The organism is Micromonospora chokoriensis (assembly GCF_000718555.1).
GTDB classification, from domain to species: domain Bacteria; phylum Actinomycetota; class Actinomycetes; order Mycobacteriales; family Micromonosporaceae; genus Micromonospora; species Micromonospora chokoriensis_B.
Map to the genome: position 1 here is coordinate 49,549 of NZ_JOAN01000006.1, position 20,847 is coordinate 70,395.

The window sequence follows — 20,847 nt, forward strand, 5'->3', positions numbered from 1 at the left end:
CTGATGGCGGCCCAGGTTCGCGTTCTTCGTCAACGAATCCGCTCGGCGAAGTCGATGAAGAAGATCACCAAGGCGATGGAGCTCGTGGCGACGAGCCGGATCGCCAAGGCTCAGGCCCGGGTGCAGGCGTCCCTGCCGTACGCCCAGGCCATCACCGGTGTGCTCACGGCGCTGGCGTCCAACGCGCGGATCGACCACCCGCTGCTCACCCCGCGCGAGCGGGTGCGGCGGGCTGGCGTCCTGTTGGTCACCAGCGACCGTGGCCTGGCCGGCGGCTACAGCTCCAACGCGATCAGGATGGCCGAGTCGCTGATCGCGCGGCTCAAGGCGGACGGCAAGGAGCCGGTGCTCTACGTCATCGGGCGTAAGGGTGTCGGGTTCTACCGGTTCCGTGACCGGCCGATCGAGGCGAACTGGACCGGCTTCAGTGAGCAGCCGTCGTTCGAGGACGCCCGTACCGTTGGTGAGACGCTGATCAAGGCGTTCACCGCCGGTGCGGACGACGCCGACGGCGGTGCCGGAGCAGACGGCGTGCTCGGCGTCGACGAGTTGCACATCGTCTACACCGAGTTCCACTCGCTGATGACGCAGACCCCGGTTACCAAGGTCATCGGTCCGATGCAGGTGGAGGACCGGCCGCGCTCCGAGGGGCTGCTGCCGGCGTACGAGTTTGAGCCGGAGGCGGAGGCGCTGCTCGACGCGCTTCTTCCGAGGTACATCAACACGCGGATCTACGCGGCGTTGATCGAGTCGGCGGCGAGTGAGTCGGCGGCACGGCGGCGGGCGATGAAGAGCGCCACCGACAACGCCGAAGAAATGATCGACAAGTACACGCGTGAGATGAACTCGGCCCGGCAGGCCGGGATCACCCAGGAGATCAGCGAGATCGTCGGCGGCGCGAACGCGCTGGCCGCGTCGGGAAGTGAAGTGTGATGACTGCACCAGTAGAGACCAAGACGGCCACGGGTCGCGTGGTCCGGGTCATCGGCCCGGTCGTCGACGCCGAGTTCCCGCGTGACGCCATGCCGGCCCTGTTCAACGCCCTCAACGTCAAGGTGAACCTGTCCGGCGGTGAGAAGACGCTGACCCTGGAGGTTGCCCAGCACCTGGGTGACAACCTGGTCCGTGCCATCTCGATGCAGCCGACCGACGGCCTGGTTCGTGGCGCGGAGGTCACCGACCGCGGTGAGCCGATCACCGTTCCGGTTGGCGACGCCGTCAAGGGCCACGTGTTCAACGCGATCGGCGAGTGCCTCAACCTCACCGAGGGTGAGACGCTGCAGGCCGACGACCGGTGGGGCATCCACCGCAAGGCCCCGGCCTTCGCGGACCTGGAGCCGAAGACCGAGATGCTGGAGACCGGCATCAAGGTCATCGACCTGCTGGCCCCGTACGTCAAGGGCGGCAAGATCGGCCTGTTCGGCGGCGCGGGCGTGGGCAAGACGGTGCTCATCCAGGAGATGATCACCCGTGTTGCCCGCAACTTCGGTGGTACCTCGGTCTTCGCCGGCGTGGGTGAGCGCACCCGTGAGGGCAACGACCTCATCGCCGAGATGACCGAGTCCGGCGTCATCGACAAGACCGCGCTGGTCTACGGCCAGATGGACGAGCCGCCGGGCACCCGGCTGCGGGTGGCGCTCTCCGCGCTGACCATGGCGGAGTACTTCCGGGACGTGAAGAAGCAGGAGGTGCTGCTCTTCATCGACAACATCTTCCGCTTCACGCAGGCCGGTTCGGAGGTGTCCACCCTGCTCGGGCGTATGCCGAGCGCGGTGGGTTACCAGCCGACCCTGGCCGACGAGATGGGCGAGCTCCAGGAGCGGATTACCTCCGTCCGGGGCCAGGCCATCACCTCCATGCAGGCGATCTACGTGCCGGCGGACGACTACACCGACCCCGCCCCGGCCACCACGTTCGCCCACCTGGACGCGACCACCAACCTGGAGCGGTCGATCTCCGACAAGGGCATCTACCCGGCCGTGGACCCGCTGGCGTCCTCGTCCCGGATCCTCGCCCCGGAGTTCGTCGGCGCCGAGCACTTCGCGGTCGCCACCGAGGTGAAGCGGATCCTGCAGCGCTACCGCGACCTGCAGGACATCATCGCCATCCTCGGTATCGAGGAGCTCTCCGAGGAAGACAAGATCACCGTGGCTCGGGCCCGGCGGATCGAGCGCTTCCTCTCGCAGAACACCTACGCTGCGGAGCAGTTCACCGGCGTGCCGGGCTCGACGGTCCCGATCAAGGAGACCATCGAGGCGTTCCGCAAGATCAGCGAGGGTGAGTACGATCACTTCCCCGAGCAGGCGTTCTTCATGTGCGGTGGTCTCGAGGACCTGGAGGCCAAGGCCGAGGAGCTCATGAAGGCCTGACGGCCTGACTGGTTCCCAGAGCAAAAAGACTGCCCCGGCAACGCCGGGGCAGTCTTTTGTTCATGTTCGCGCCTTACCATCGTCGCGGTCCGTTACTCGTGGTCGTCACTCCCCGGGCTCCCGAGATACGGTTCGTTCCGCGCGTTCACCTGGACGCGCGTTGATCTTTGCAACCTTTCGACGACGTGCGCCCGTCTTTCTCCTCGTGGGCGTAACGAACGGAGTGCTCGTGGGTAAGGCCGGCAAGAGTGGCCGCAAGCCGTCCATCTGGCGGGGTGTGCCACGTTGGGCCAAGATCTGCACGGTGTTCGGCACCGTGCTGACCGTGCTCAGCGGCGGGGTGCTGGTCGGCACCGAGGTGCTCATGGCCCGCTACGAGGGGGCTGTCGGCAAGGCCGACCTCTTCGGCGACCAGGCGGCGGGCGCCCAGGCCAAGAAGAGCGACATCAAGGGCCCACTCAACATCCTGCTGGTCGGCATTGACCCGCGTACGCCGACGGCCGCGCCGTTGGCCGACTCGATCATGGTGCTGCACGTGCCGGCGTCGATGGACCGGGCCTACCTGTTCTCGCTGCCGCGCGACCTCTACGTGCAGATCCCGCCGTTCAAGAAGGCCGACTTCCCAGGCGAGACCACCAAGATCAACGCTGCCATGTCGTTCGGCAGCAAGGTGCCGGGGGGTAACCCCGACGCGGCCCGGGGCTTCGAGCTGCTGGCCAGCACGGTGCAGAAGGTGACCGGCATCAAGCGCTTCGACGCCGGAGCGATCATCAACTTCACCGGCTTCCAGAAGATCGTCGACGCCATGGGTGGTGTCGACATGTACATCGAGCGTGACGTGAAGTCCGAGCACAAGCGGCCGGACGGTAAACCGCGTCCGGGCAACACCCGCGGTGAGGGCTACGTCGGCCCGCAGGCGCTCTACAAGAAGGGCAACCAGCACCTGAGTGGGTGGCAGGCGCTGGACTACGTCCGGCAGCGCTACCCGAAGAACGGCGTTCCGGATTCCGACTACGGTCGGCAGCGCCACCAGCAGCAGTTCGTCAAGGCCATGGTGGGCCAGGCGTTCAGCGCCGACGTGGTGTCCAACCCGATCAAGCTGGACAAGGTGCTCCGCGCCGCCGGCCAGTCGCTGATCTTCAACGGTCGGGGCAACAGCGTTGTCGACTTCGGGCTGGCCCTGAAGGACATCCGTCCGAACACCATCGAGATGATCAAGCTCCCCGGTGGCGGGCTCTTCGATGGCAAGACGTACCTGGGTGAGCAGTTCCAGGATGGTGTTCCGGACTTCTTCACCGCCCTGCACAACGAGCAACTCGACCCGTTCCTGCTGGAGCACCCAGACTTCGTCAACAAGTCCAAGTAGTCAGGGCGCTGTTGTCGCCACCCGCGTTGGGTGCGCCGCATCGTCAGGCTAGACTTTCGGCAATCCATAGCCGCAGCAAGGAGACAGCGTGGCACAGCAGCTTCACGTCGAGCTCGTCGCCGTCGAGGAGAAGGTCTGGTCCGGTGACGCCGAGATGGTCGTCGCCCGGACGACCGAAGGCGAGCTCGGTGTCCTGCCGGGGCACGCGCCGCTTCTCGGTCAGCTCGCCGAGCCTGGCCAGGTGCGCATCAAGCTCGCTGGTGGCGAGCAGATCGCCTACGAGGTGGCCGGCGGCTTCCTCTCGGTGAGCGCCGACGGCGTCACCGTGCTGGCCGAGAGCGCGACCCCGGTCTCCGCGCAGAGCCGCTGAGCCACACCGGGGATGGAGATCGTCGAAGGATTCGGAATCGGCGTTGTCGTCATCCTCGGCGCGCTTCTGATCCTCTTCGTCCGGCGAGCGCTGGTCACCCGCAGCGGTGGCATCATCCGGCTCAGCGTCCGGGTCTCCACCATGCTCGACGGCCGTGGCTGGTCGCCCGGCTTCGGCCGGTTCGCCGGTGACGAGCTGCGCTGGTATCGGATGTTCAGCTTCGCGATCCGGCCCAAGCGGGTGCTCTCCCGCAAAGGGCTGGCCGTGGAACGCCGCCGGTTGCCCGAAGGTCAGGAACGGCTCTCCATGCCGGCCGACTGGGTGATCCTCCGCTGTACCAGTCACCACGCACCGGTGGAGATCGCCATGGCGCGGTCTACCGTGACCGGTTTTCTCTCTTGGCTTGAGGCCGCTCCTCCGGGGGCGGTCTCGCCGCGTATGGCGTCTCAGGATTGGCCCGCTGCCTGATCTGTTCGTCTTTGGTCGCTCTTTGGGTTTCCGGGGGAGCCCACCCGGCGCCGGGCGGTCAGGCTTGATCCCTGCGCCGGGCGGGCTCCCCCGGAAACCCGTCCGCCGCGCTTCTCTCACCTGCCGTTACCCGGGACGGTCGGCTCTCGCCCCTTCAGGTCGCCTTCATGCCAGCTGCCGTTACCGATGTAGCTGGGTCTTGCCTCCTCGGCAGCGCAGCTACTTGATCAACTCGGCTTCCTTGAAGTCGGGGTGTTGTGGTGGCTGGGATACCGCGACTTCAAGGAACCGGAGTTGATCTGAGCCTGGCCGCCGGGCGGCCAGGCGGCCGCAGGTGAGGAGTCGGCCTCAGCTACGCGTGGTGGCGGTCAGATTGGGAACCCGTAGCTCGACGTGGTGCGGGGCGCCGACGTTCAGCGCTTGCCGCCCGGCACCCATAGCACGTCTCCTGCCGGATTTGCCGTTCTTGACAGGATAAAGAGCAGATCGGAGAGCCGGTTGAGATACTTTGCCGGGAGCGTGCTGGTTCGTTCAGGATCGTGGCTGACCAGCGCCCACGCTGCCCGTTCGGCACGCCGGGCGACGGTCCGCGCCACGTGCAGCAGCGCCGCGCCCGCGGTGCCGCCGGGGAGGATGAAGGAGTCGAGCTTGCTCAGGCGTGCGTTGTACTCGTCGCACCAGCCCTCCAGGCGCTCGACGTACTCCTCGGTCACCCGCAGCGGCGGGTACTTCGGCTCCGGCTCGACCGGGGTGGACAGGTCGGCGCCGACGTCGAACAGATCGTTCTGCACCGACCCCAGCACCTCGCGCAGCTCCTCGTCGAGGTCTCCCTGCGCGAGCGCGACGCCGATCGCCGCGTTGCACTCGTCGACGTCGGCGTACGCGGCGATCCGTGGATCGGTCTTCGGCACCTGCTCGTTGTTGCTCAGCCTGGTCATGCCGGCGTCGCCGGCCTTGGTGTAGATGCGCGTGAGGTGGACGGCCATGACGCACAGCCTACGGATTCCCGACCTGACGATCCCGGCACGGCCGGACACCACCACTACCGGCTGGCCGGTGGTGGTGGGCCCCGGTGACGCCGGCGATCCGGCCCTCAACGATGTCGACGTCATCCGGGTGCACGGTGACACCCGACTGGCCGGCACCGTGCACGTGGTCGGTGCCAAGAACTCGGCGTTGAAGCTGATGGCCGCGGCGTTGCTCGCCCCGGGCCGCAGCGTGATCACCAACGTTCCACGGATCACCGACATCGCCATCATGGGTGAGGTGCTCCGTCGGCTGGGCTGCGACGTCCAGTTCGACGCGGACGAGCCGGTCGACCCGATGGTCGCTCGCGGTGGCGTGGCCCGGTCCCGGTCGGTGACGATCGACGTGCCCGAAAAGCCAGGCGCGGAGGCCGACTACGACCTGGTCCGCCGGCTGCGCGCGTCGATCTGTGTGCTCGGTCCGCTGCTGGCCCGTCGGGGGTACGTGCGGGTGGCCCACCCCGGCGGCGACGCGATCGGGTCGCGGGGGTTGGACATGCACATCTCCGGGCTGACCCGGATGGGTGCGGAGATCTCCGGTGAGCACGGGTTCGTCATCGCCTCCGCCCCGCACGGGCTGCGCGGCGCGGACATCGTGTTGGACTTCCCCAGCGTCGGCGCGACCGAGAACCTTGTGATGGCGGCGGTCCTGGCCCAGGGCACCACGATGATCGACAACGCGGCCCGGGAGCCGGAGATCGTTGACATCTGCACCATGCTCAACCAGATGGGCGCTCGCATCGTCGGCGCGGGCACGTCCACGTTGCGGATCACCGGTGTGCCCGGTCTGCGCCCGGTCCGCCACGCCACGGTGGGGGATCGGATCGTCGCCGGCACCTGGGCGTTCGGCGCGGCGATGACCCGGGGTGACGTGACGGTGACCGGGCTGGACCCGGCCTACCTGGAGGTCGCGCTGGACAAGGTGGTGGCCGCCGGCGGGCTGGTGGAGACCCGGGGTGACGGCTTCCGCGTACGGATGGACGAGCGGCCCCGGGCCGTGGACGTGGTGACACTGCCGTACCCCGGCTTCGCCACCGACCTGCTGCCGATGGCGATCGGGCTGGCGGCGGTGAGCGACGGCGCTTCGCTGATCACCGAGAACATCTTCGACGGTCGGTTCATGTTCGCCAACGAGATGATGCGGCTCGGCGCGGACATCAAGACCGATGGGCATCACGCGGTGGTCCGTGGACGGGATCGGCTCTCCGGTGCCCCGGTGCGAGCCACCGACATTCGTGCCGGAGCGGGGCTGATCATCGCCGGGCTCTGTGCGGAGGGGGTCACCGAGGTCTCCCACGTGCACCACGTCGATCGGGGCTACCCGGACTTCGTGGCCGACCTGCGCGCGCTCGGGGTGACGGTCGAGCGGGGCACCACGCCGGAGGAGCCAGCACTGGAGATCTGACGCCCCGCCACTTAGCCATCGTTCAGGCTCGCCGACTAGGGTGCAGGCAGGCACTCAATCGCAGCGAGGGAGAAGTAGATGGCGGGTCGACTCGCGGTCGTCGGGGCCGGGCTGATGGGCTCCGGCATCGCCCAGGTGGCGGCGCAGGCGGGCTGGCAGGTGACGCTGCGCGACCTGGACGACGCGGCCACCACCCGAGGGCTCGGCGGCATTCGGAAGTCACTGGAGAAGTTCGCCGAGAAGGGCAAGATCGAGGCGTCCGAGGTCGAGGCGACGCTGGCCCGGATCACCCCGACCACCGACCTGGAGGCGGCGGCGGACGCGGACATCGTGGTCGAGGCGGTCTTCGAGCGGCTGGAGATCAAGCACGAGGTGTTCCGCGCTCTGGACAAGATCTGCAAGTCGGACGCGGTGCTCGCCACCAACACCTCGGCCATTCCGGTCACCCAGATCGCCGCGGTGACCGAGCGGCCCGAGGCGGTCGTCGGCACCCACTTCTTCTCTCCGGTGCCGATGATGCAGCTCTGCGAGCTGGTCCGGGGTTACAAGACCAGCGACGCCACGCTGGGCAGCGCGCGGGCCTTCGCCGAGGAGATCGGCAAGACGGTCGTCGTGGTCAACCGGGACATCGCCGGCTTCGTCACTACCCGGCTGATTTCCGCCCTGGTGATGGAGGCGGTCAAGCTTGTCGAGTCCGGCGTGGTGTCCGCGGAGGACCTGGACACCGCCTGCCGCCTCGGCTTCGGGCACGCGATGGGCCCGCTGGCCACCACCGACCTGACCGGCGTGGACGTGCTGCTGCACGCCTCGCAGAACATCTACACCGACACCGCCGACGAGAAGTTCTTCCCGCCGGAGCTGCTCCAGCGGATGGTCACCGCCGGCGACCTGGGCCGCAAGACCGGCAAGGGTTTCTACACGTACTGAGAGTTGGGGTGACCGGGGCGGGCATCCGCCCCGGTCGGCCGCTCAGCCGTCGCGCTTGGTGGTCCAGCGGAAGGTGGTCAGGCAGAGCACCACACCGATCACACACCACAGGGCCAGCACCACCGCGACCCGGCCCAGCTCGAACGAGCCGCCCGGCTCCTGAGCGCCGAAGCTCTCCGGCAGGAACACCGACCGCAGCCCCTGGCACATCCACTTGAGCGGGAACAGCGCCGCCACCTGCTGCATCCAGGTGGGCAGGTCGGTGAAGACGAAGAACACCCCGGAGATGAACTGGAGCACCAGGGCGACCGGGGTGACCACCGCCGAGCCGCTGCGGGCGGTGCGGGCCAGCGACGAGATGGCGATGCCGCACAGGGTGCACGCCGTCACCCCGAGCACGGCGACCCAGCCGAAGGTGAACCACTTCGCGGCGGTGCCCGGCAGGTCGAGGTCGAAGAGCGCCACCGCGACGGCCAGCAGCAGCGCCGTCTCGGCGATGCCGATCGCCACCACCATGATCACCTTGCCGGCGAACCAGACCCACTTCGGCATCGGCGTGCCCCGGTAGCGCTTGAGTACGCCCCGGTCCCGCTCGATCGGGATCCAGATGCCGAGGTTCTGGAAACTCACCGTCATCAGGCCGGTCGCGATCATGCCGGTGATGAAGTACTGCGTGAACTTGACCCCGCCGCCGATCGTGCCATCGAAGATCGACGCGAAGATCAGGATCATGATGATGGGGAAGCCCATCGTGAAGACCACCGACTCCCGGCTGCGCAGGAACTGGGTGATCTCCAGTCGGCCCTGGCGCAGGGCGAGCGCGCCGGCACCCGGCCGCCGGCCGCGGGTCGCGGTGACCGGCGTCGCCGGCTTCGTCGTGGTCGTCATCGCGCGTGTCCGATCATGGTGAGGTAGACGTCCTCCAGGGTCGGCCGGGTCACCGTGAGCCCGGGGATCTCGCCGCCGTAGCGCGCGGCGAGGTCGGTCACGAAGGCCGTCGGCGTCGCGCTCTGCGCGCTTTCCAACGTCCCGTCCGGGGTACGCCAGGAGACCGTCGCGAGAGCCTCCTGCCGATTGCCCAGCCGGTTGGGGGCGGCGACCTCGACCAGCCGGCCGCCGGCGATTACGCCGACCCGGTCGGCGAGGGCCTCGGCCTCGTCCAGGTAATGGGTGGTGAGCACGATCGTGGTGCCGGCCGCGGCGAGGTCGCGGATCAGCTCCCAGAACTCGCGGCGGGCCTCCGGGTCGAAGCCGGTGGTCGGCTCGTCGAGGAAGAGCAGCTCGGGGCGACCGATGATGCCCAGCGCCACGTCCAGCCGGCGTTTCTGCCCGCCGGAGAGGGTGTGCGTCCGGGCCTTGGCCTTGTCGGCCAGCCCGACCCGCTCGATCACCTTGGCCGGGTCGTCGGCGTCGGGGTAGAAGCCGGAGAAGTGCCGGATCACCTCGGCCACGGTCAGCTCGTCGAACTCGCCGGTGCCCTGGAGCACGATGCCGACCCTCGATCGCCAGCCTGCGTCCGGCTGGGCCGGGTCCGCGCCGAGCACGGTGACCTCGCCGGCATCCCGGCGGCGGTAGCCCTCAAGGATCTCCACGGTGGTGGTCTTGCCGGCGCCGTTCGGGCCGAGCAACGCGAACACCTCACCACGGCGGACGTCGAGGTCCACGCCCGCCACGGCCACGTTGTCGCCGTACACCTTGCGTAGCCCTCGGACGGAGATGGCCAGCTCGTCATCCATGCCGTCAAGTGTGCGTCCTGACCGGGCAAGGGGCGTGCCCGGGGTGTGGCGGTCGGCGCCACTGCGGGCGCTTGGCACCCGGACGTCCCCGACATGGACCTGTGTGGTTTTCCACAGCACCTTTTACTGAACGGTAACTTAGACTCCGGCCATGGATGAGATGGCATCTGCGAGCCGGTTGCCCGAGCGGGACCGCCCGTGGGTGATGCGCACCTACGCCGGCCACTCGTCGGCCGCGGCGACCAACGCCCTCTTCCGCCGCAACCTGGCGAAGGGGCAGACCGGCCTCTCGGTCGCCTTCGACCTGCCCACCCAGACCGGGTACGACCCGGACCACGAGCTCGCCGCCGGTGAGGTCGGCCGGGTCGGCGTGCCGGTGGCCCACCTGGGCGACGCGCGGGCGCTCTTCGACGGTCTCCCGCTCGCCGAGATGAACACCTCGATGACCATCAACGCCCCGGCGATGTGGCTGCTCGCCCTGTACGGCACCGTCGGGCTGGAGCAGGGCGCCGACCTGACTCGCTGCGCCGGGACCACCCAGAACGACATCGTCAAGGAGTACCTGTCCCGGGGGACGTACATCTTCCCTCCGGCCGCTTCCCTGCGCCTCACCGCGGACGTCATCGCCCACACGCTGACGACGATGCCGAAGTGGAACCCGGTCAACATCTGCTCGTACCACCTCCAGGAGGCCGGGGCCACGCCGGTGCAGGAGGTCGGCTTCGCGCTGGCCACCGCGGTCGCCGTGCTCGACGCGGTCCGTGACTCCGGCCAGGTGCCGGCCGAGCGGATGGGCGACGTGGTGCAGCGGATCTCGTTCTTCGTCAACGCCGGGGTGCGCTTCGTCGAGGAGATCGCCAAGATGCGCGCGTTCGGCGTGCTCTGGGACGAGATCACCCGGGACCGGTACGGAGTCACCGAGGCCAGACAACGTCGCTTCCGCTACGGCGTGCAGGTCAACTCGCTCGGCCTCACCGAGGCGCAGCCGGAGAACAACATCCAGCGCATCGTGCTGGAGATGCTCGGTGTGACCATGTCGCGCGACGCTCGGGCCCGCGCGGTGCAGCTGCCCGCCTGGAACGAGGCGCTCGGCCTGCCCCGCCCCTGGGACCAGCAGTGGTCGCTGCGGATGCAGCAGGTCCTGGCGTACGAGTCGGATCTGCTCGAATATCCCGACCTCTTCGCCGGCTCGCACGTGATGACCGCGCTTGTCGACGAGATCGTCACCGGGGCTCGGGTCGAGCTGGACAAGGTGCTGGAGCTGGGCGGCGTCGTCGCCGCCGTGGAGACCGGCTACCTCAAGAGCGCGCTCGTCGCGTCGCTGGCCGAACGCCGCCGCCGAATCGAGTCCGGTGCCGACGTGGTGGTCGGGGTAAACCGGTACACCGAGACCGAAGCGTCCCCGCTGACCGCAGCCGGTGCGGGGGCCGTCGAGCAGGTCGACCCGGCGGTCGAGGCGGCCGCTGCGGACGGCGTACGCCGGTGGCGGGCCGATCGGGACGCGGCCGTCGTCGACGCGGCTCTGGCCCGGCTGCGCGCGGACGCCGCGACCACCACCAACCTGATGCCGGCCACCCTGGAGTGCGTGCGGGCCGGGGTGACCACCGGCGAGTGGGCCGGCGCGCTGCGCCAGGTCTTCGGCGAGTACCGGGCACCGACCGGCCTGGCCGGCGCCACCGGCGGCGGCGCTGAGCCGGGCCTCGCGGCCGTCCGCGAACGGGTCGCGGCCACCGCGCGCGAGCTGGGCAGCGGCCGACTGCGGCTGCTGGTCGGCAAACCCGGGCTGGACGGGCACTCCAACGGCGCGGAGCAGATCGCGGTACGGGCCCGCGACGCCGGCTTCGAGGTCATCTACCAGGGCATCCGGTTGACCGCAGGGCAGATCGTCGCCGCCGCCGTGGAGGAGGACGTCGATCTGGTCGGGCTCTCCGTGCTCTCCGGGTCGCACCTGGCCGCCGTGCCCGCGGTGCTGGACGGGCTGCGCGCCGCTGGCCGGGCGGACCTGCCGGTGGTCGTGGGCGGCATCATCCCGGCCGGTGACGCGGACACCCTCCGGGCGGCCGGGGTCGCCCGGGTCTTCACCCCGAAGGACTTCGCCCTCACCGGCATCATCGACGACCTGGTCACGGTTATCCGCCGCGCCAACGACCTGCCCTGATCAGGCGCCGTCCCGGCAGGTCGCCGGCCGCTGTGGGTCAGCGGCCGGCGTAGGTAATGCAGTCGGCCAGGTCGTTGTCCGGGCCGACCCGGATGGACGTCGCGTGGCACTCCAACTGCTCGTTGTGCCGGCAGTCGGCGCGCTGGCAGGCGCCCACCTGCGCGATCAGGCTCTCCACGCCGCCCCGGACGGGCGACTCGACGAAGGTGTGGCAGTGGGCGTGATCCATGCTGCCGATCGTGATCGCGAAGGCGTGACAGTCACCCGACTGGTTGTACGCGCACGCGGCGACCACACATTCCTGGACTCGGGGCATCTCCAACGCTGCGGTCATGCCGACCTCCTCTAGGCTCTTGCCCCGATCCTAGGCTTTTGTCAGCTCCTGGAGACCTGGTACGGCGAGCGGGCCCACCGTCAGACGCGGAAGCCAGCGGCACGGGCCGCCTCTCGTTCGCGGCGTCGGTCGGAACGGCGGCGCACGAACCAGAAGATGAAGAACACCAGGCCGACCAGGAAGACGAGCACCAGCACCGGCAGGATGATCGCCGCCAGGGAGACCACCACGCTTGTGGCGTCCTCGGCGGTGCTGGCGACCGGGGCGCCGATGCCGGCGGTGGCCGCGTTGATCACCGGGCGTGCCGCGGACTTGAGCAGGTGCACACCCAACGCCAGCAGCACGCCGGTGACGACCGGCACCCACTGGTGGGACGAGAAGAAGCTGCCCGGGTCGCTGACCGTCACCGTCTCCGACGAGGAGCCGGCGCCGAAGGCCAGGCCACCGGCGGTGGGCCGGACCACGGTCTGCACCACGTCGTTGATGTGGTCGACCACGGGCACCTTGTCGGCCACCATCTCCACGGCGAGCAGCACGGCCATGATGGCGATGACCCACCCGTTGCCGAGCCAGGCCCAGCCGCTGGGCAGGTCGATCAGGTCGGTGTAGCGGCCGAGCAGGCCGAGGATGAGCAGGGGTATGTAGGCGTTCAGCCCCGCCGAGGCGGCGAGACCGGTGCCGGTGAGAACTTCGAACACGGTCTCAGCATCGCACCGACGCGCCAGTGCCGCTCGCTGGCCACCGGTGGGTGCTCGGCTACCCTCGTCGGGTGCGGTTGGTCATTGCGAAGTGCTCGGTGGATTACGTCGGACGGCTCTCGGCTCACCTGCCGCTGGCCACCCGGTTGCTGATGGTGAAGGCGGACGGGTCGGTGTCCATCCACGCCGACGACCGGGCGTACAAGCCGTTGAACTGGATGAGCCCGCCCTGTCGGCTGGAGGAGGCCCCCGGTGTGTGGCGGGTGGTCAACAAGGCTGGCGAGGAGCTGCGGATCACCCTTGAGGAGATCTTCCAGGACACCTCGTACGAGTTGGGTGTGGATCCGGGCCTGCGCAAGGACGGGGTGGAGGCGCACCTCCAGGAGTTGTTGGCCGCCAACCCGAGTGCCTTGGGTGAGGGGTTCACGCTGGTCCGTCGCGAGTACATGACGGCGATCGGCCCGGTCGACCTGCTGTGTCGGGATGCCAACTCGGGCTCGGTGGCCGTCGAGGTCAAGCGGCGTGGCGACATCGACGGGGTGGAGCAGTTGACCCGTTACCTCGAGTTGATGAACCGTGACCCGCTGCTCAGCCCGGTCGCCGGGGTCTTCGCCGCCCAGGAGATCAAGCCGCAGGCCCGGGTGCTCGCCGCCGACCGGGGCATCCGGTGTGTGGTCGTGAACTACGACAAGCTGCGCGGCATCGAGAAGGACGAGCTGACCCTCTTCTGACCGGCGCGCTACCCGGCGCGCACCGCGATCAGCGACTTCGGCAGGCCGAACGCCCGCTCCACAAGCATGGTCGAGTCGGGGAAGTAGTGGCGCATCTGCGAGCGGTCCAACAACTCGGTCCAGAGCACCTGGTGGATGGCCGCGTCGTGGCTGCGGGTCGGCTTGTGCCCCAACGGCCAGCGCTGGGCGAGCACGGTGCGTAGTCGTACCGGGAGGAACTGCATTCCCGGCGCGATCCAGTGTGGCTCGATGGGGAAGTAGCGGTAGGGCGTCTGCACCCAGTGCCGGTCGGCCAGTGAGCGGACGGCGGCGGAGAAGCGAAGTCGGCGTTCGTGCCCGCCCACATGCTCCAGCACCGAGTTCGAGAAGACCATGTCGAAGCTGCTCTTGGCGAGGTGCGGGGGCAGGTCGCAGGCGTCGGCCTGCTCGACGTGGGCCCATTCGGGCACGACGGTGGGCGGCTGCTCCAGGTTGACGACCGTCACCCGGGCCGGCCGAACCGTGGCGCGGTGCCAGGTGCCGAGCCGGCCACCGAGATCGACCACGTGCATGTCACCGATGTCGGGAAAGGTGCGTGCCAGCCAGTCCGAGCGGTGCCGACGTCGCCGGGCGCTCCACGACTGGTCGCTGTCGACAAGGCGGTAGCGCAATCGATTGTGGCCCATTTAACGCAATGTACCGCTGCGGACACGGTGTATAAACATGTGGATACGCCGATCTTTGTTGAAGATCGGTTATCCGACACTCACCTTCCGTACATGACCTTGATGGCCTTGACGAGTCGGGCCACGTCGGTCGGGGTCCGTTCGAAGGTCATCGACGGCAGCAGCGACCGGGCCCGACGCCGGGTGATCGCCTTGGCTCGACCGAACTCGCGCAGCCCGTCCTCCCCGTGGATGCGCCCGAAACCGGAGTCACCGACACCGCCGAACGGCAGGGTGGACATGCCGGCGAAGGTGAGCGTGGAGTTGACCGAGGCCATCCCGGAGCGCAGCCGCCGGGCGATGGCCACCGCGCGCCGCCGGCCGAAGACCGAACCCCCCAGGCCGTACGACAGGGCGTTGGCGCGGGCGACGGCCTCGTCGGCGTCGCGGACCCGGCTGATGGTCAGCGTGGGGCCGAAGGTCTCCTCGCGGACGGCGGCCGACTCCTCCGGGACGTCCACGAGCACAGTGGGGTGGACGTACGGCGGCTGCACGGCGCTCGGGCCGCCGAGCACGGCACGCCCGCCGGAGGTGATCGCAGCGTCGATGTGCCGGCGGATCACGTCGATCTGCTTGGGCATGGTGATCGGCCCGATGTCGGTGCCCTCCGCCCCGACGGTCAGCTGGCCGGCACGAGCCACCACCTTGTCGACGAAGGCGTCGAAGACGGCGTCGACTGCGTACACCCGCTCGATGCCGATGCAGGTCTGACCCGCGTTGGTCATGCCGCCCCAGACGCACGCCTCGGCGGCAGCGTCCAGGTCGGCGTCGCTGTCGACGATCATGGCGTCCTTGCCGCCGCCCTCGATCAGCACCGGGGTCAGCGTCTCGGCGCAGGCGGCCATCACCTTCCGGGCGGTCGCGGTGGAGCCGGTGAAGGCCAGCTTGTCGACGCCGGAGCGGCACAGCGCGGCACCGACGTCGCCCAGCCCGTGCACGGCGGTGAACACCGGCTGCTCGGGCACCACCTCGGCGAAGCTGTCCACCAGCCACTGGCCGACGACGGGCGTGTATTCGCTCGGCTTGAGCACCACGCCGTTGCCGGCGGCGAGGGCGTACGCGGCCGAGCCGATCGGGGTGAAGACCGGATAGTTCCACGGCCCGATCACGCCCACCACGCCGTGCGGCTGGTATTCGAGGTGCCCGGAGAACTCGGCGAGGATGAGCCGGGACCGCACCCGGCGGGGGCCGAGCACGCGGCCGGCGTTGCGGGCGGCCCAGTCGATGTGCTCGATCGCGGTGACGATCTCGACGATGGCGTCGGCGACCGGCTTGCCGCCCTCGACGTGCACCAACTCGGCCAACTGCTCGATCCGCTTGGCGAGCAGCGCGCGCCATTGCAGCATCCGCGTGCGGCGGCCGGTGAAGCCGAGAGCGGCCCACCACTCGCCGGCGGTGCGGGCACGGTCGACGGCCTGTCGGACGTCTTCGTCGGTGGCGACCGGGAGGCGACCGGCCTCTACGCCGGTCGCCGGGCTGGTGGAGACCAGCCGGCCCGCCTCGATGACCGGAACGCCCGGGATATGCACTGCCGTCATGGCGGAAGTCTAGACCCGAGGATTACTCGCCGGTAGGTCCGCGATTCGGGGTGGGGGGACCGGCGTCGCACCGGCCCGGCCGATCGTTGATCAGTGCAGGTCAGGGCGTTGATGGTGAACACTGCCCGCCCGAATCGTCGAACGGCAGATGGCCGGGAGGTGACGATAGGCTGACCGGCCGGTCGGTATTGACGATTACCGTCTGATGGCAGGCTGACGCGCGGAGTAACGGTGTGGGGTGGAGGGATGACTGTCCATGGAGGATCACCCGGAACTGATGCCGCTGTTGACGGTCGCGGGTGGGCCGATGCGCGGAGCGAGCTTTCGCATGGGGGTCGACCCACAGGTGATCGGTCGGGCGCCAACCGGTCAGGTGGTCATCAACGACCCCCACCTGAGCCGTCGCCACGCCGAGGTGTGGCTGGCGCCGGAGGGCCCGTCCCTGCGGGACCTGGGGTCCACAAACGGCACCTGGCTCAACGACCGCCGGATCACCGAGGTGGAACGACTCTCCGACGGTGACGTGATCCGGCTCGGCCGTACCGAGCTGCGCCTGTTCGACCCGGGGGTGGCACTTACCGACCCGGTGGGGCTCAGCTTCGGCCCGTCCCGGCGGGACGTCCGACCGACGCTGCCGCTGCCGCTGGCCACACCGCCGGGCGCGCGTCGCTGACCGCCCCCGGCGGTCGGCCACACCGGGCCGCTGCGCCGGATGGCGGTCCGACACCTGGACCGGCGGGGACGCCCGTGGCAGCATGCCGCGGATGGAGACCGAGCAGCGGACCGTCACGGCGAACGGCATCACCCAGGCGGTACGGGTTGCCGGCCCGCCGGACGGCACGCCGGTGCTGCTGATCCACGGCAACTGCTCGTCCGCGCTGTTCTGGGAGCCGCTGGTCCGGCGGCTGCCACCGACGCTGCGGGTGGTCGCCCCCGACCTGCGGGGGTACGGCGACTCCGCGACGGCTCCGGTGGACGCCACCCGGGGCCTGCGGGACTTCGCCGACGACGTGGCCGCGCTGCTGGACGACCCGACGCTCTTCGACGCCAACGCTCGCCCGGTGGTGGTCGGGCACTCCCTGGGCGGCGGAGTGGCGATGCGTCTGCTGGTCGACCAGCCGCACCGGGTAGGAGCGTTGCTGCTCGCCGCGCCGGTCTCGCCGTACGGCTTCGGGGGCACCCGCGACCTGACCGGCACGCCGACCACCCCCGACTTCGCCGGCACCGGCGCCGGCACCGCGAACCCGGACTTCGTCGCCCGACTCGCGACCGGTGACCGCAGCGCGGATGCTCCGGCGAGCCCGCGTGCCGTGCTACGAGCCACCTATGTGGCCGATCCCTCCGCGTTGGGCGTGGACGAGGATCTGCTGCTGGACACCGTGCTCTCCACCGCTACCGGAGACGACAACTACCCGGGCACGGCGGTGCCGTCGGAGAACTGGCCGGGCACCGCGCCGGGGGAGCGGGGGGTGCTCAACGCGCTCGCGCCGACCTGGTTCCGGCTCGCCGACAAGCTGGTGGCCGTCGCCGAGAAGCCCCCGGTCACCTGGGTACGCGGGGACGCCGACGTCATCGTCTCGGACACCTCGCTGTTCGACCTGGCGTACCTGGGCTCGCTGGGCCTCGTGCCCGGCTGGCCCGGCGAGGACGCCTGCCCGCCGCAGCCGATGGTCGGCCAGACCCGGGCGGTGCTGGATCGGTACGCGGCGGCGGGCGGTGCGTACCACGAGGTGGTGTTGCCCGGTTGTGGTCACAGCCCGCACCTGGAGCGCCCGGCGGAGTTCGTCGCGGAGTTGTTGGCGTTGACCGGCTCGTCAGTCGGCTGACCGCACCGGCCGGCAGCCGTGGGTGAAATATGCCACGGCATCTCGACAACCCACCGTCACGTGGCAGACTCGCGCGCATAACCTTAGCGGCCGTTCAGCGGTCGTGCGGAGTGTCTGGGGAGGCCGGTCGTGGCGCGCGAGTTCAGCACCGTTGGCGTGGTGGGGCTGGGCACCATGGGTGCCGGCATCGTCGAGGTCTTCGCCCGCAACGGCATCGACGTGGTGGCCGTCGAGATCTCCGCGCCGGCGCTGGAGCGTGGCCGGGCCACCCTGAAGGGCTCCACCGACCGGGCGGTCGCCAAGGGCAAGCTCGCCGAGGCGGACCGCGACGCTCTGCACGAGCGGGTGCACTTCGCGGTCGGGCTGGACGCGCTGCACTCCGTCGACCTGGTCATCGAGGCGGTACCCGAGCACCTGGACCTCAAGCAGCGGATCTTCGCGGAGCTGGACCGGGTCTGTCGCCCGGAGACGATCCTCGCCACCAACACCTCGTCGTTGAGCGTCACCGAGATCTCGGTGGCCACCAGCCGACCCAATCAGGTGATCGGCATCCACTTCTTCAACCCGGCCCCGGTGATGAAGCTGGTCGAGGTGGTCCGCACGGTCGTCACCGCACCCGAGGTGGTCGCCGACGTGGAGGCGCTCTGCGCCCGGCTCGGCAAGGTCGACGTCACCATCAACGACCGGGCCGGCTTCATCGCCAACGCGCTGCTCTTCGGCTACCTCAACCACGCGGTCGGCATGTTCGAGTCGCACTACGCGACCCGGGAGGACATCGACGCCGCGATGAAGCTCGGCTGCGGCCTGCCGATGGGCCCGCTGGCGCTGATGGACCTGATCGGCCTGGACACCGCGTACGAGATCTTGGACACCATGTACCGGCGCGGCGGGCGGGACCGTCGGCACGCTCCGGTGCCACTGCTCAAGCAGATGGTGACGGCGGGGCTGCTCGGCCGGAAGTCCGGCCGGGGCTTCTACACCTATGAGCGGCCCGGTTCCCCGGTGGTCGTACCGGATGAGGCGACGCCGCCCGCGACGGAGGCCGTGCTCGCCGACGGCGCGCGCGCCATCGCCAAGGTCGGCGTGGTCGGCTCGGGGACGATGGCCACCGGGATCATCGAGGTCTTCGCGAAGGCCGGCTACGAGGTCGTCTCGGTGACCCGCGGCATGGAGAAGTCCGCGAAGGTCTGCGAGGCGGTGAAGACCTCGCTGAACAAGGGTGTGGTGCGGGGCAAGCTCGCCGAGGCCGATCGGGACGCCGCCCTGGGCCGGATCAGCTGGTCCGCCACGCTCGACCACCTCGCCGACGTCGACCTGGTGGTCGAGGCGGTCGTCGAGGAGCTGAGCGTCAAGAAGGCCCTCTTCGCGAGCCTCGACGAGATCTGCAAGCCGGGCGTGGTGCTGGCTACCACCACCTCGTCGCTGCCGGTGATCGACGTGGCGATGGCCACCCAGCGACCGGCCGACGTGGTGGGGCTGCACTTCTTCAACCCGGCGCCGGTCATGCCGCTGGTGGAGGTGGTCCGCACCATCCGCACCTCCCCGGAGGCCACCGCCACCGCCCGCGCCGTCTGCGCCGCCCTCGGCAAGACCGGCGTGGTCTGCGGCGACCGGGCCGGGTTCATCGTCAACGCGCTGCTCTTCCCGTACCTGAACGACGCGGTGAAGATGTTGGAGGCCAGCTACTCGACCGCCGACGACATCGACCACGCCATGAAGCTGGGCTGCGGCTACCCGATGGGCCCGTTCGAGCTGCTCGACGTCGTCGGGCTGGACGTCTCCCTGGCGATCCAACGGGAGCTGTACCTGGAGCTGCGCGAGCCGGGCTTCGCCCCCGCGCCGCTGCTGGAGCACCTGGTCACCGCCGGCTACCTGGGCCGCAAGACTCGCCGCGGCTTCCGCGACCACTCGCACCGCTGACCGCCGCCGGGGTCGGTCTCACCCGCCGGAAGTACGCTTGGTGACTGTGAGCCCCCGTCGCAACCGCCCTCGCCGGGACGAGAACGCCAACCTGGACGACGACCGGGTCCGGCAGGGCGTCGCCTCGGTGCAGCAGTGGACCGACGGCGCTTGGCAGGTACGCGGAATCGGCGCGGGCGCGTCCGTGAAGACGTACCGCTGCCCCGGTTGTAACCAGGAGATCCGGCCCGGGGTGGCGCACCTGGTGGCCTGGCCGGCGGACGGCCTGGGTGATCTGACCGACCGGCGGCACTGGCACAGCGGCTGCTGGCGGGCCCGGGACCGGCGCGGCCCGGCGGTGCAGCGCGGCCGGGGCGCCCCGCGCTACTGAGTGGCGCGGCTGAGCGACCCCGCTGAGCGACGTGGGTCACCCTGTTCGTGCCTGGGCGGGCGGCGACGGCGACTTCGCGACAGACTTGGGCGGTGAGCACAGCGATCCGCGCGTCGTCGATCCTGCCCGGTCGCCGGGAGGACATCGAGCTGCATACCGCCGACGGTCTGAAGCTGGTCGGTGAGCTGGCCCTGCCGGCCGACCGGCCGCCGGTGGCCACCCTGGTCTGCCTGCACCCGCTGCCCACCCACGGCGGGATGATGGACAGCCATGTGTTCCGCAAGGCCGCCTGGCGGTTGCCCGCGCTCGCCGACCTGGCCGTACTCCGGTTCAACACCCGGGGCACCAGCAGCGTGCGCGGCACCAGCGAGGGCGCCTTCGACGGCGCGGTGGGCGAGCGGTACGACGTGGCCGCCGCCATCGAGTACGCGGAGTTCGCCGAGCTGCCCAACATCTGGCTCGTCGGGTGGTCGTTCGGCACCGACCTGGCGCTGAAGTACGGCTGCGACCCGACGATCGCCGGGGCGATCCTGCTCTCCCCGCCGCTGCGTTTCTCCGCCCCTGAGGACCTGGCCACCTGGGCCAACTCGGGTCGTCCGCTGGTGGCGCTGGTGCCGGAGTTCGACGACTACCTGCGCCCGACCGAGGCGCGGGAGCGGTTCGCCGCCGTGCCGCAGGCCGAGGTGGTCGGGGTGCCGGGCGCCAAGCACCTCTGGGTGGGCGACGCGGAGACGGTGCTCGACGAGATCGTCCGGCGGGTCAACCCGGCCGTCGAGGTGCCGCTGCCGACGACCTGGGACGGCCCGATGGAGGCCGGCGACGTCAGCGCGTACGCCGACCGGACGGTGGCCGCCTTCGCCGACACGCCCGTCCCCGGCCCGGCCGCCGGTCAGGCCGACTGA

The 20,847-nt window shown here is 69.9% G+C and carries 21 protein-coding genes; 14 read left to right on the forward strand and 7 right to left on the reverse strand.

Features of this window, described 5'->3' with window-relative positions; translation table 11 throughout:
• Positions 1-3: 3 nt before the first annotated feature.
• The 5 genes from IF46_RS0110175 (at position 4) to IF46_RS0110195 (ending at position 4,573) form a co-directional block, all read left to right on the forward strand.
• Entirely contained in the window at positions 4-933 is a 930-nt protein-coding gene (locus tag IF46_RS0110175; RefSeq protein WP_030488051.1) for a F0F1 ATP synthase subunit gamma, read from the forward strand.
• Positions 933-2,369, forward strand: coding sequence for a F0F1 ATP synthase subunit beta (atpD, locus tag IF46_RS0110180; RefSeq protein ID WP_030488052.1), 1,437 nt, complete (start codon positions 933-935; stop codon positions 2,367-2,369). Before IF46_RS0110175 ends, atpD begins: the two co-directional genes overlap by 1 nt.
• A gap of 223 nt (positions 2,370-2,592) precedes the next feature.
• Entirely contained in the window at positions 2,593-3,735 is a 1,143-nt protein-coding gene (locus IF46_RS0110185; protein WP_030488053.1) for an LCP family protein, read from the forward strand.
• Positions 3,736-3,823: 88 nt separating this feature from the next.
• Positions 3,824-4,105, forward strand: coding sequence for a F0F1 ATP synthase subunit epsilon (locus tag IF46_RS0110190; RefSeq protein ID WP_030488054.1), 282 nt, complete (start codon positions 3,824-3,826; stop codon positions 4,103-4,105).
• Between the two features lie 12 nt (positions 4,106-4,117).
• Positions 4,118-4,573 carry a DUF2550 domain-containing protein gene (locus IF46_RS0110195; protein WP_030488055.1) on the forward strand — a complete coding sequence of 152 codons (456 nt, stop codon included), beginning with the start codon at positions 4,118-4,120 and terminating at the stop codon, positions 4,571-4,573.
• A gap of 413 nt (positions 4,574-4,986) precedes the next feature.
• Here IF46_RS0110195 and IF46_RS0110200 read toward each other — a convergent pair whose 3' ends face one another.
• The gene (locus IF46_RS0110200; RefSeq protein ID WP_030488056.1) at positions 4,987-5,559 is read right to left on the reverse strand and encodes a cob(I)yrinic acid a,c-diamide adenosyltransferase; all 573 of its coding nucleotides are present in this window, start codon (positions 5,557-5,559) and stop codon (positions 4,987-4,989) included.
• Here IF46_RS0110200 and murA point away from each other — a divergent pair.
• Positions 5,558-7,003 (forward strand): UDP-N-acetylglucosamine 1-carboxyvinyltransferase, encoded by a 1,446-nt coding sequence (gene murA / locus IF46_RS0110205; RefSeq protein ID WP_030488057.1) that lies wholly within the window; start codon positions 5,558-5,560, stop codon positions 7,001-7,003. The two genes, IF46_RS0110200 and murA, sit on opposite strands and share 2 nt — an antisense overlap.
• Before the next feature lie 78 nt (positions 7,004-7,081).
• Positions 7,082-7,930 (forward strand): 3-hydroxyacyl-CoA dehydrogenase family protein, encoded by an 849-nt coding sequence (locus IF46_RS0110210; RefSeq protein ID WP_030488058.1) that lies wholly within the window; start codon positions 7,082-7,084, stop codon positions 7,928-7,930.
• 42 nt (positions 7,931-7,972) lie between these two features.
• Here IF46_RS0110210 and IF46_RS0110215 read toward each other — a convergent pair whose 3' ends face one another.
• Together IF46_RS0110215 and IF46_RS0110220 are read right to left on the reverse strand one after the other, a co-directional pair.
• Positions 7,973-8,818 (reverse strand): ABC transporter permease, encoded by an 846-nt coding sequence (locus IF46_RS0110215; protein ID WP_030488059.1) that lies wholly within the window; start codon positions 8,816-8,818, stop codon positions 7,973-7,975.
• Positions 8,815-9,666 (reverse strand): ABC transporter ATP-binding protein, encoded by an 852-nt coding sequence (locus IF46_RS0110220; RefSeq protein ID WP_030488060.1) that lies wholly within the window; start codon positions 9,664-9,666, stop codon positions 8,815-8,817. Before IF46_RS0110220 ends, IF46_RS0110215 begins: the two co-directional genes overlap by 4 nt.
• A gap of 151 nt (positions 9,667-9,817) precedes the next feature.
• Between IF46_RS0110220 and IF46_RS0110225 the strand changes: the two genes are divergently transcribed.
• Positions 9,818-11,824, forward strand: a complete 2,007-nt coding sequence (locus IF46_RS0110225; protein WP_030488061.1) for a protein meaA — start codon at positions 9,818-9,820, stop codon at positions 11,822-11,824.
• Between the two features lie 37 nt (positions 11,825-11,861).
• Here IF46_RS0110225 and IF46_RS0110230 read toward each other — a convergent pair whose 3' ends face one another.
• Together IF46_RS0110230 and IF46_RS0110235 are read right to left on the reverse strand one after the other, a co-directional pair.
• On the reverse strand, positions 11,862-12,158 hold the full coding sequence (locus tag IF46_RS0110230) for a DUF1540 domain-containing protein (protein WP_030488062.1): 297 nt from the start codon (positions 12,156-12,158) through the stop codon (positions 11,862-11,864).
• Between the two features lie 80 nt (positions 12,159-12,238).
• Complete coding sequence (locus tag IF46_RS0110235) at positions 12,239-12,856, reverse strand: DUF4126 domain-containing protein (RefSeq protein ID WP_030488063.1); 618 nt, start codon at positions 12,854-12,856, stop codon at positions 12,239-12,241.
• 71 nt (positions 12,857-12,927) lie between these two features.
• Here IF46_RS0110235 and nucS point away from each other — a divergent pair, with 71 nt between their 5' ends.
• A complete protein-coding gene (gene nucS / locus IF46_RS0110240) occupies positions 12,928-13,587 on the forward strand; it encodes an endonuclease NucS (RefSeq protein WP_030488064.1) in 660 nt (219 codons plus the stop codon).
• A gap of 8 nt (positions 13,588-13,595) precedes the next feature.
• On the opposite strand, the gene IF46_RS0110245 is transcribed toward nucS, so the two are convergent.
• Positions 13,596-14,252 (reverse strand): methyltransferase domain-containing protein, encoded by a 657-nt coding sequence (locus IF46_RS0110245; protein WP_030488065.1) that lies wholly within the window; start codon positions 14,250-14,252, stop codon positions 13,596-13,598.
• 80 nt (positions 14,253-14,332) lie between these two features.
• The gene (locus IF46_RS0110250) at positions 14,333-15,829 is read right to left on the reverse strand and encodes an aldehyde dehydrogenase family protein (protein WP_030488066.1); all 1,497 of its coding nucleotides are present in this window, start codon (positions 15,827-15,829) and stop codon (positions 14,333-14,335) included.
• A gap of 256 nt (positions 15,830-16,085) precedes the next feature.
• On the opposite strand from IF46_RS0110250, the gene IF46_RS0110255 reads away from it, so the two are divergent.
• The 5 genes from IF46_RS0110255 to IF46_RS0110275 all read left to right on the forward strand — a co-directional run bounded on the left by IF46_RS0110255 (position 16,086) and on the right by IF46_RS0110275 (position 20,847).
• Positions 16,086-16,502: an FHA domain-containing protein gene (locus IF46_RS0110255; protein WP_030488067.1), complete on the forward strand. Its 417-nt coding sequence runs from the start codon at positions 16,086-16,088 to the stop codon at positions 16,500-16,502.
• 82 nt (positions 16,503-16,584) lie between these two features.
• Positions 16,585-17,655 carry an alpha/beta fold hydrolase gene (locus tag IF46_RS0110260; protein WP_420063556.1) on the forward strand — a complete coding sequence of 357 codons (1,071 nt, stop codon included), beginning with the start codon at positions 16,585-16,587 and terminating at the stop codon, positions 17,653-17,655.
• Positions 17,656-17,784: 129 nt separating this feature from the next.
• Positions 17,785-19,575 (forward strand): 3-hydroxyacyl-CoA dehydrogenase family protein, encoded by a 1,791-nt coding sequence (locus IF46_RS0110265; RefSeq protein WP_030488069.1) that lies wholly within the window; start codon positions 17,785-17,787, stop codon positions 19,573-19,575.
• A gap of 46 nt (positions 19,576-19,621) precedes the next feature.
• Positions 19,622-19,945 (forward strand): hypothetical protein, encoded by a 324-nt coding sequence (locus IF46_RS0110270; protein WP_232233999.1) that lies wholly within the window; start codon positions 19,622-19,624, stop codon positions 19,943-19,945.
• A 92-nt stretch (positions 19,946-20,037) separates the two neighbouring features.
• On the forward strand, positions 20,038-20,847 hold the full coding sequence (locus IF46_RS0110275; protein WP_030488071.1) for an alpha/beta hydrolase: 810 nt from the start codon (positions 20,038-20,040) through the stop codon (positions 20,845-20,847).

Excerpts from the sequence above, each read along its gene's own strand:
- IF46_RS0110175 (WP_030488051.1), top strand. The coding sequence starts at position 4 with ATGGCGGCCCAGGTTCGCGTTCTTCGTCAACGAATCCGCTCGGCGAAG.
- atpD (WP_030488052.1), top strand. The coding sequence starts at position 933 with ATGACTGCACCAGTAGAGACCAAGACGGCCACGGGTCGCGTGGTCCGG.
- IF46_RS0110195 (WP_030488055.1), top strand. The coding sequence starts at position 4,118 with ATGGAGATCGTCGAAGGATTCGGAATCGGCGTTGTCGTCATCCTCGGC.
- murA (WP_030488057.1), top strand. The coding sequence starts at position 5,558 with ATGACGCACAGCCTACGGATTCCCGACCTGACGATCCCGGCACGGCCG.
- IF46_RS0110200 (WP_030488056.1), bottom strand. The coding sequence starts at position 5,559 with ATGGCCGTCCACCTCACGCGCATCTACACCAAGGCCGGCGACGCCGGC.
- IF46_RS0110210 (WP_030488058.1), top strand. The coding sequence starts at position 7,082 with ATGGCGGGTCGACTCGCGGTCGTCGGGGCCGGGCTGATGGGCTCCGGC.
- IF46_RS0110215 (WP_030488059.1), bottom strand. The coding sequence starts at position 8,818 with ATGACGACCACGACGAAGCCGGCGACGCCGGTCACCGCGACCCGCGGC.
- IF46_RS0110220 (WP_030488060.1), bottom strand. The coding sequence starts at position 9,666 with ATGGATGACGAGCTGGCCATCTCCGTCCGAGGGCTACGCAAGGTGTAC.
- IF46_RS0110225 (WP_030488061.1), top strand. The coding sequence starts at position 9,818 with ATGGATGAGATGGCATCTGCGAGCCGGTTGCCCGAGCGGGACCGCCCG.
- IF46_RS0110230 (WP_030488062.1), bottom strand. The coding sequence starts at position 12,158 with ATGACCGCAGCGTTGGAGATGCCCCGAGTCCAGGAATGTGTGGTCGCC.
- IF46_RS0110245 (WP_030488065.1), bottom strand. The coding sequence starts at position 14,252 with ATGGGCCACAATCGATTGCGCTACCGCCTTGTCGACAGCGACCAGTCG.
- IF46_RS0110250 (WP_030488066.1), bottom strand. The coding sequence starts at position 15,829 with ATGACGGCAGTGCATATCCCGGGCGTTCCGGTCATCGAGGCGGGCCGG.
- IF46_RS0110255 (WP_030488067.1), top strand. The coding sequence starts at position 16,086 with ATGGAGGATCACCCGGAACTGATGCCGCTGTTGACGGTCGCGGGTGGG.
- IF46_RS0110260 (WP_420063556.1), top strand. The coding sequence starts at position 16,585 with ATGCCGCGGATGGAGACCGAGCAGCGGACCGTCACGGCGAACGGCATC.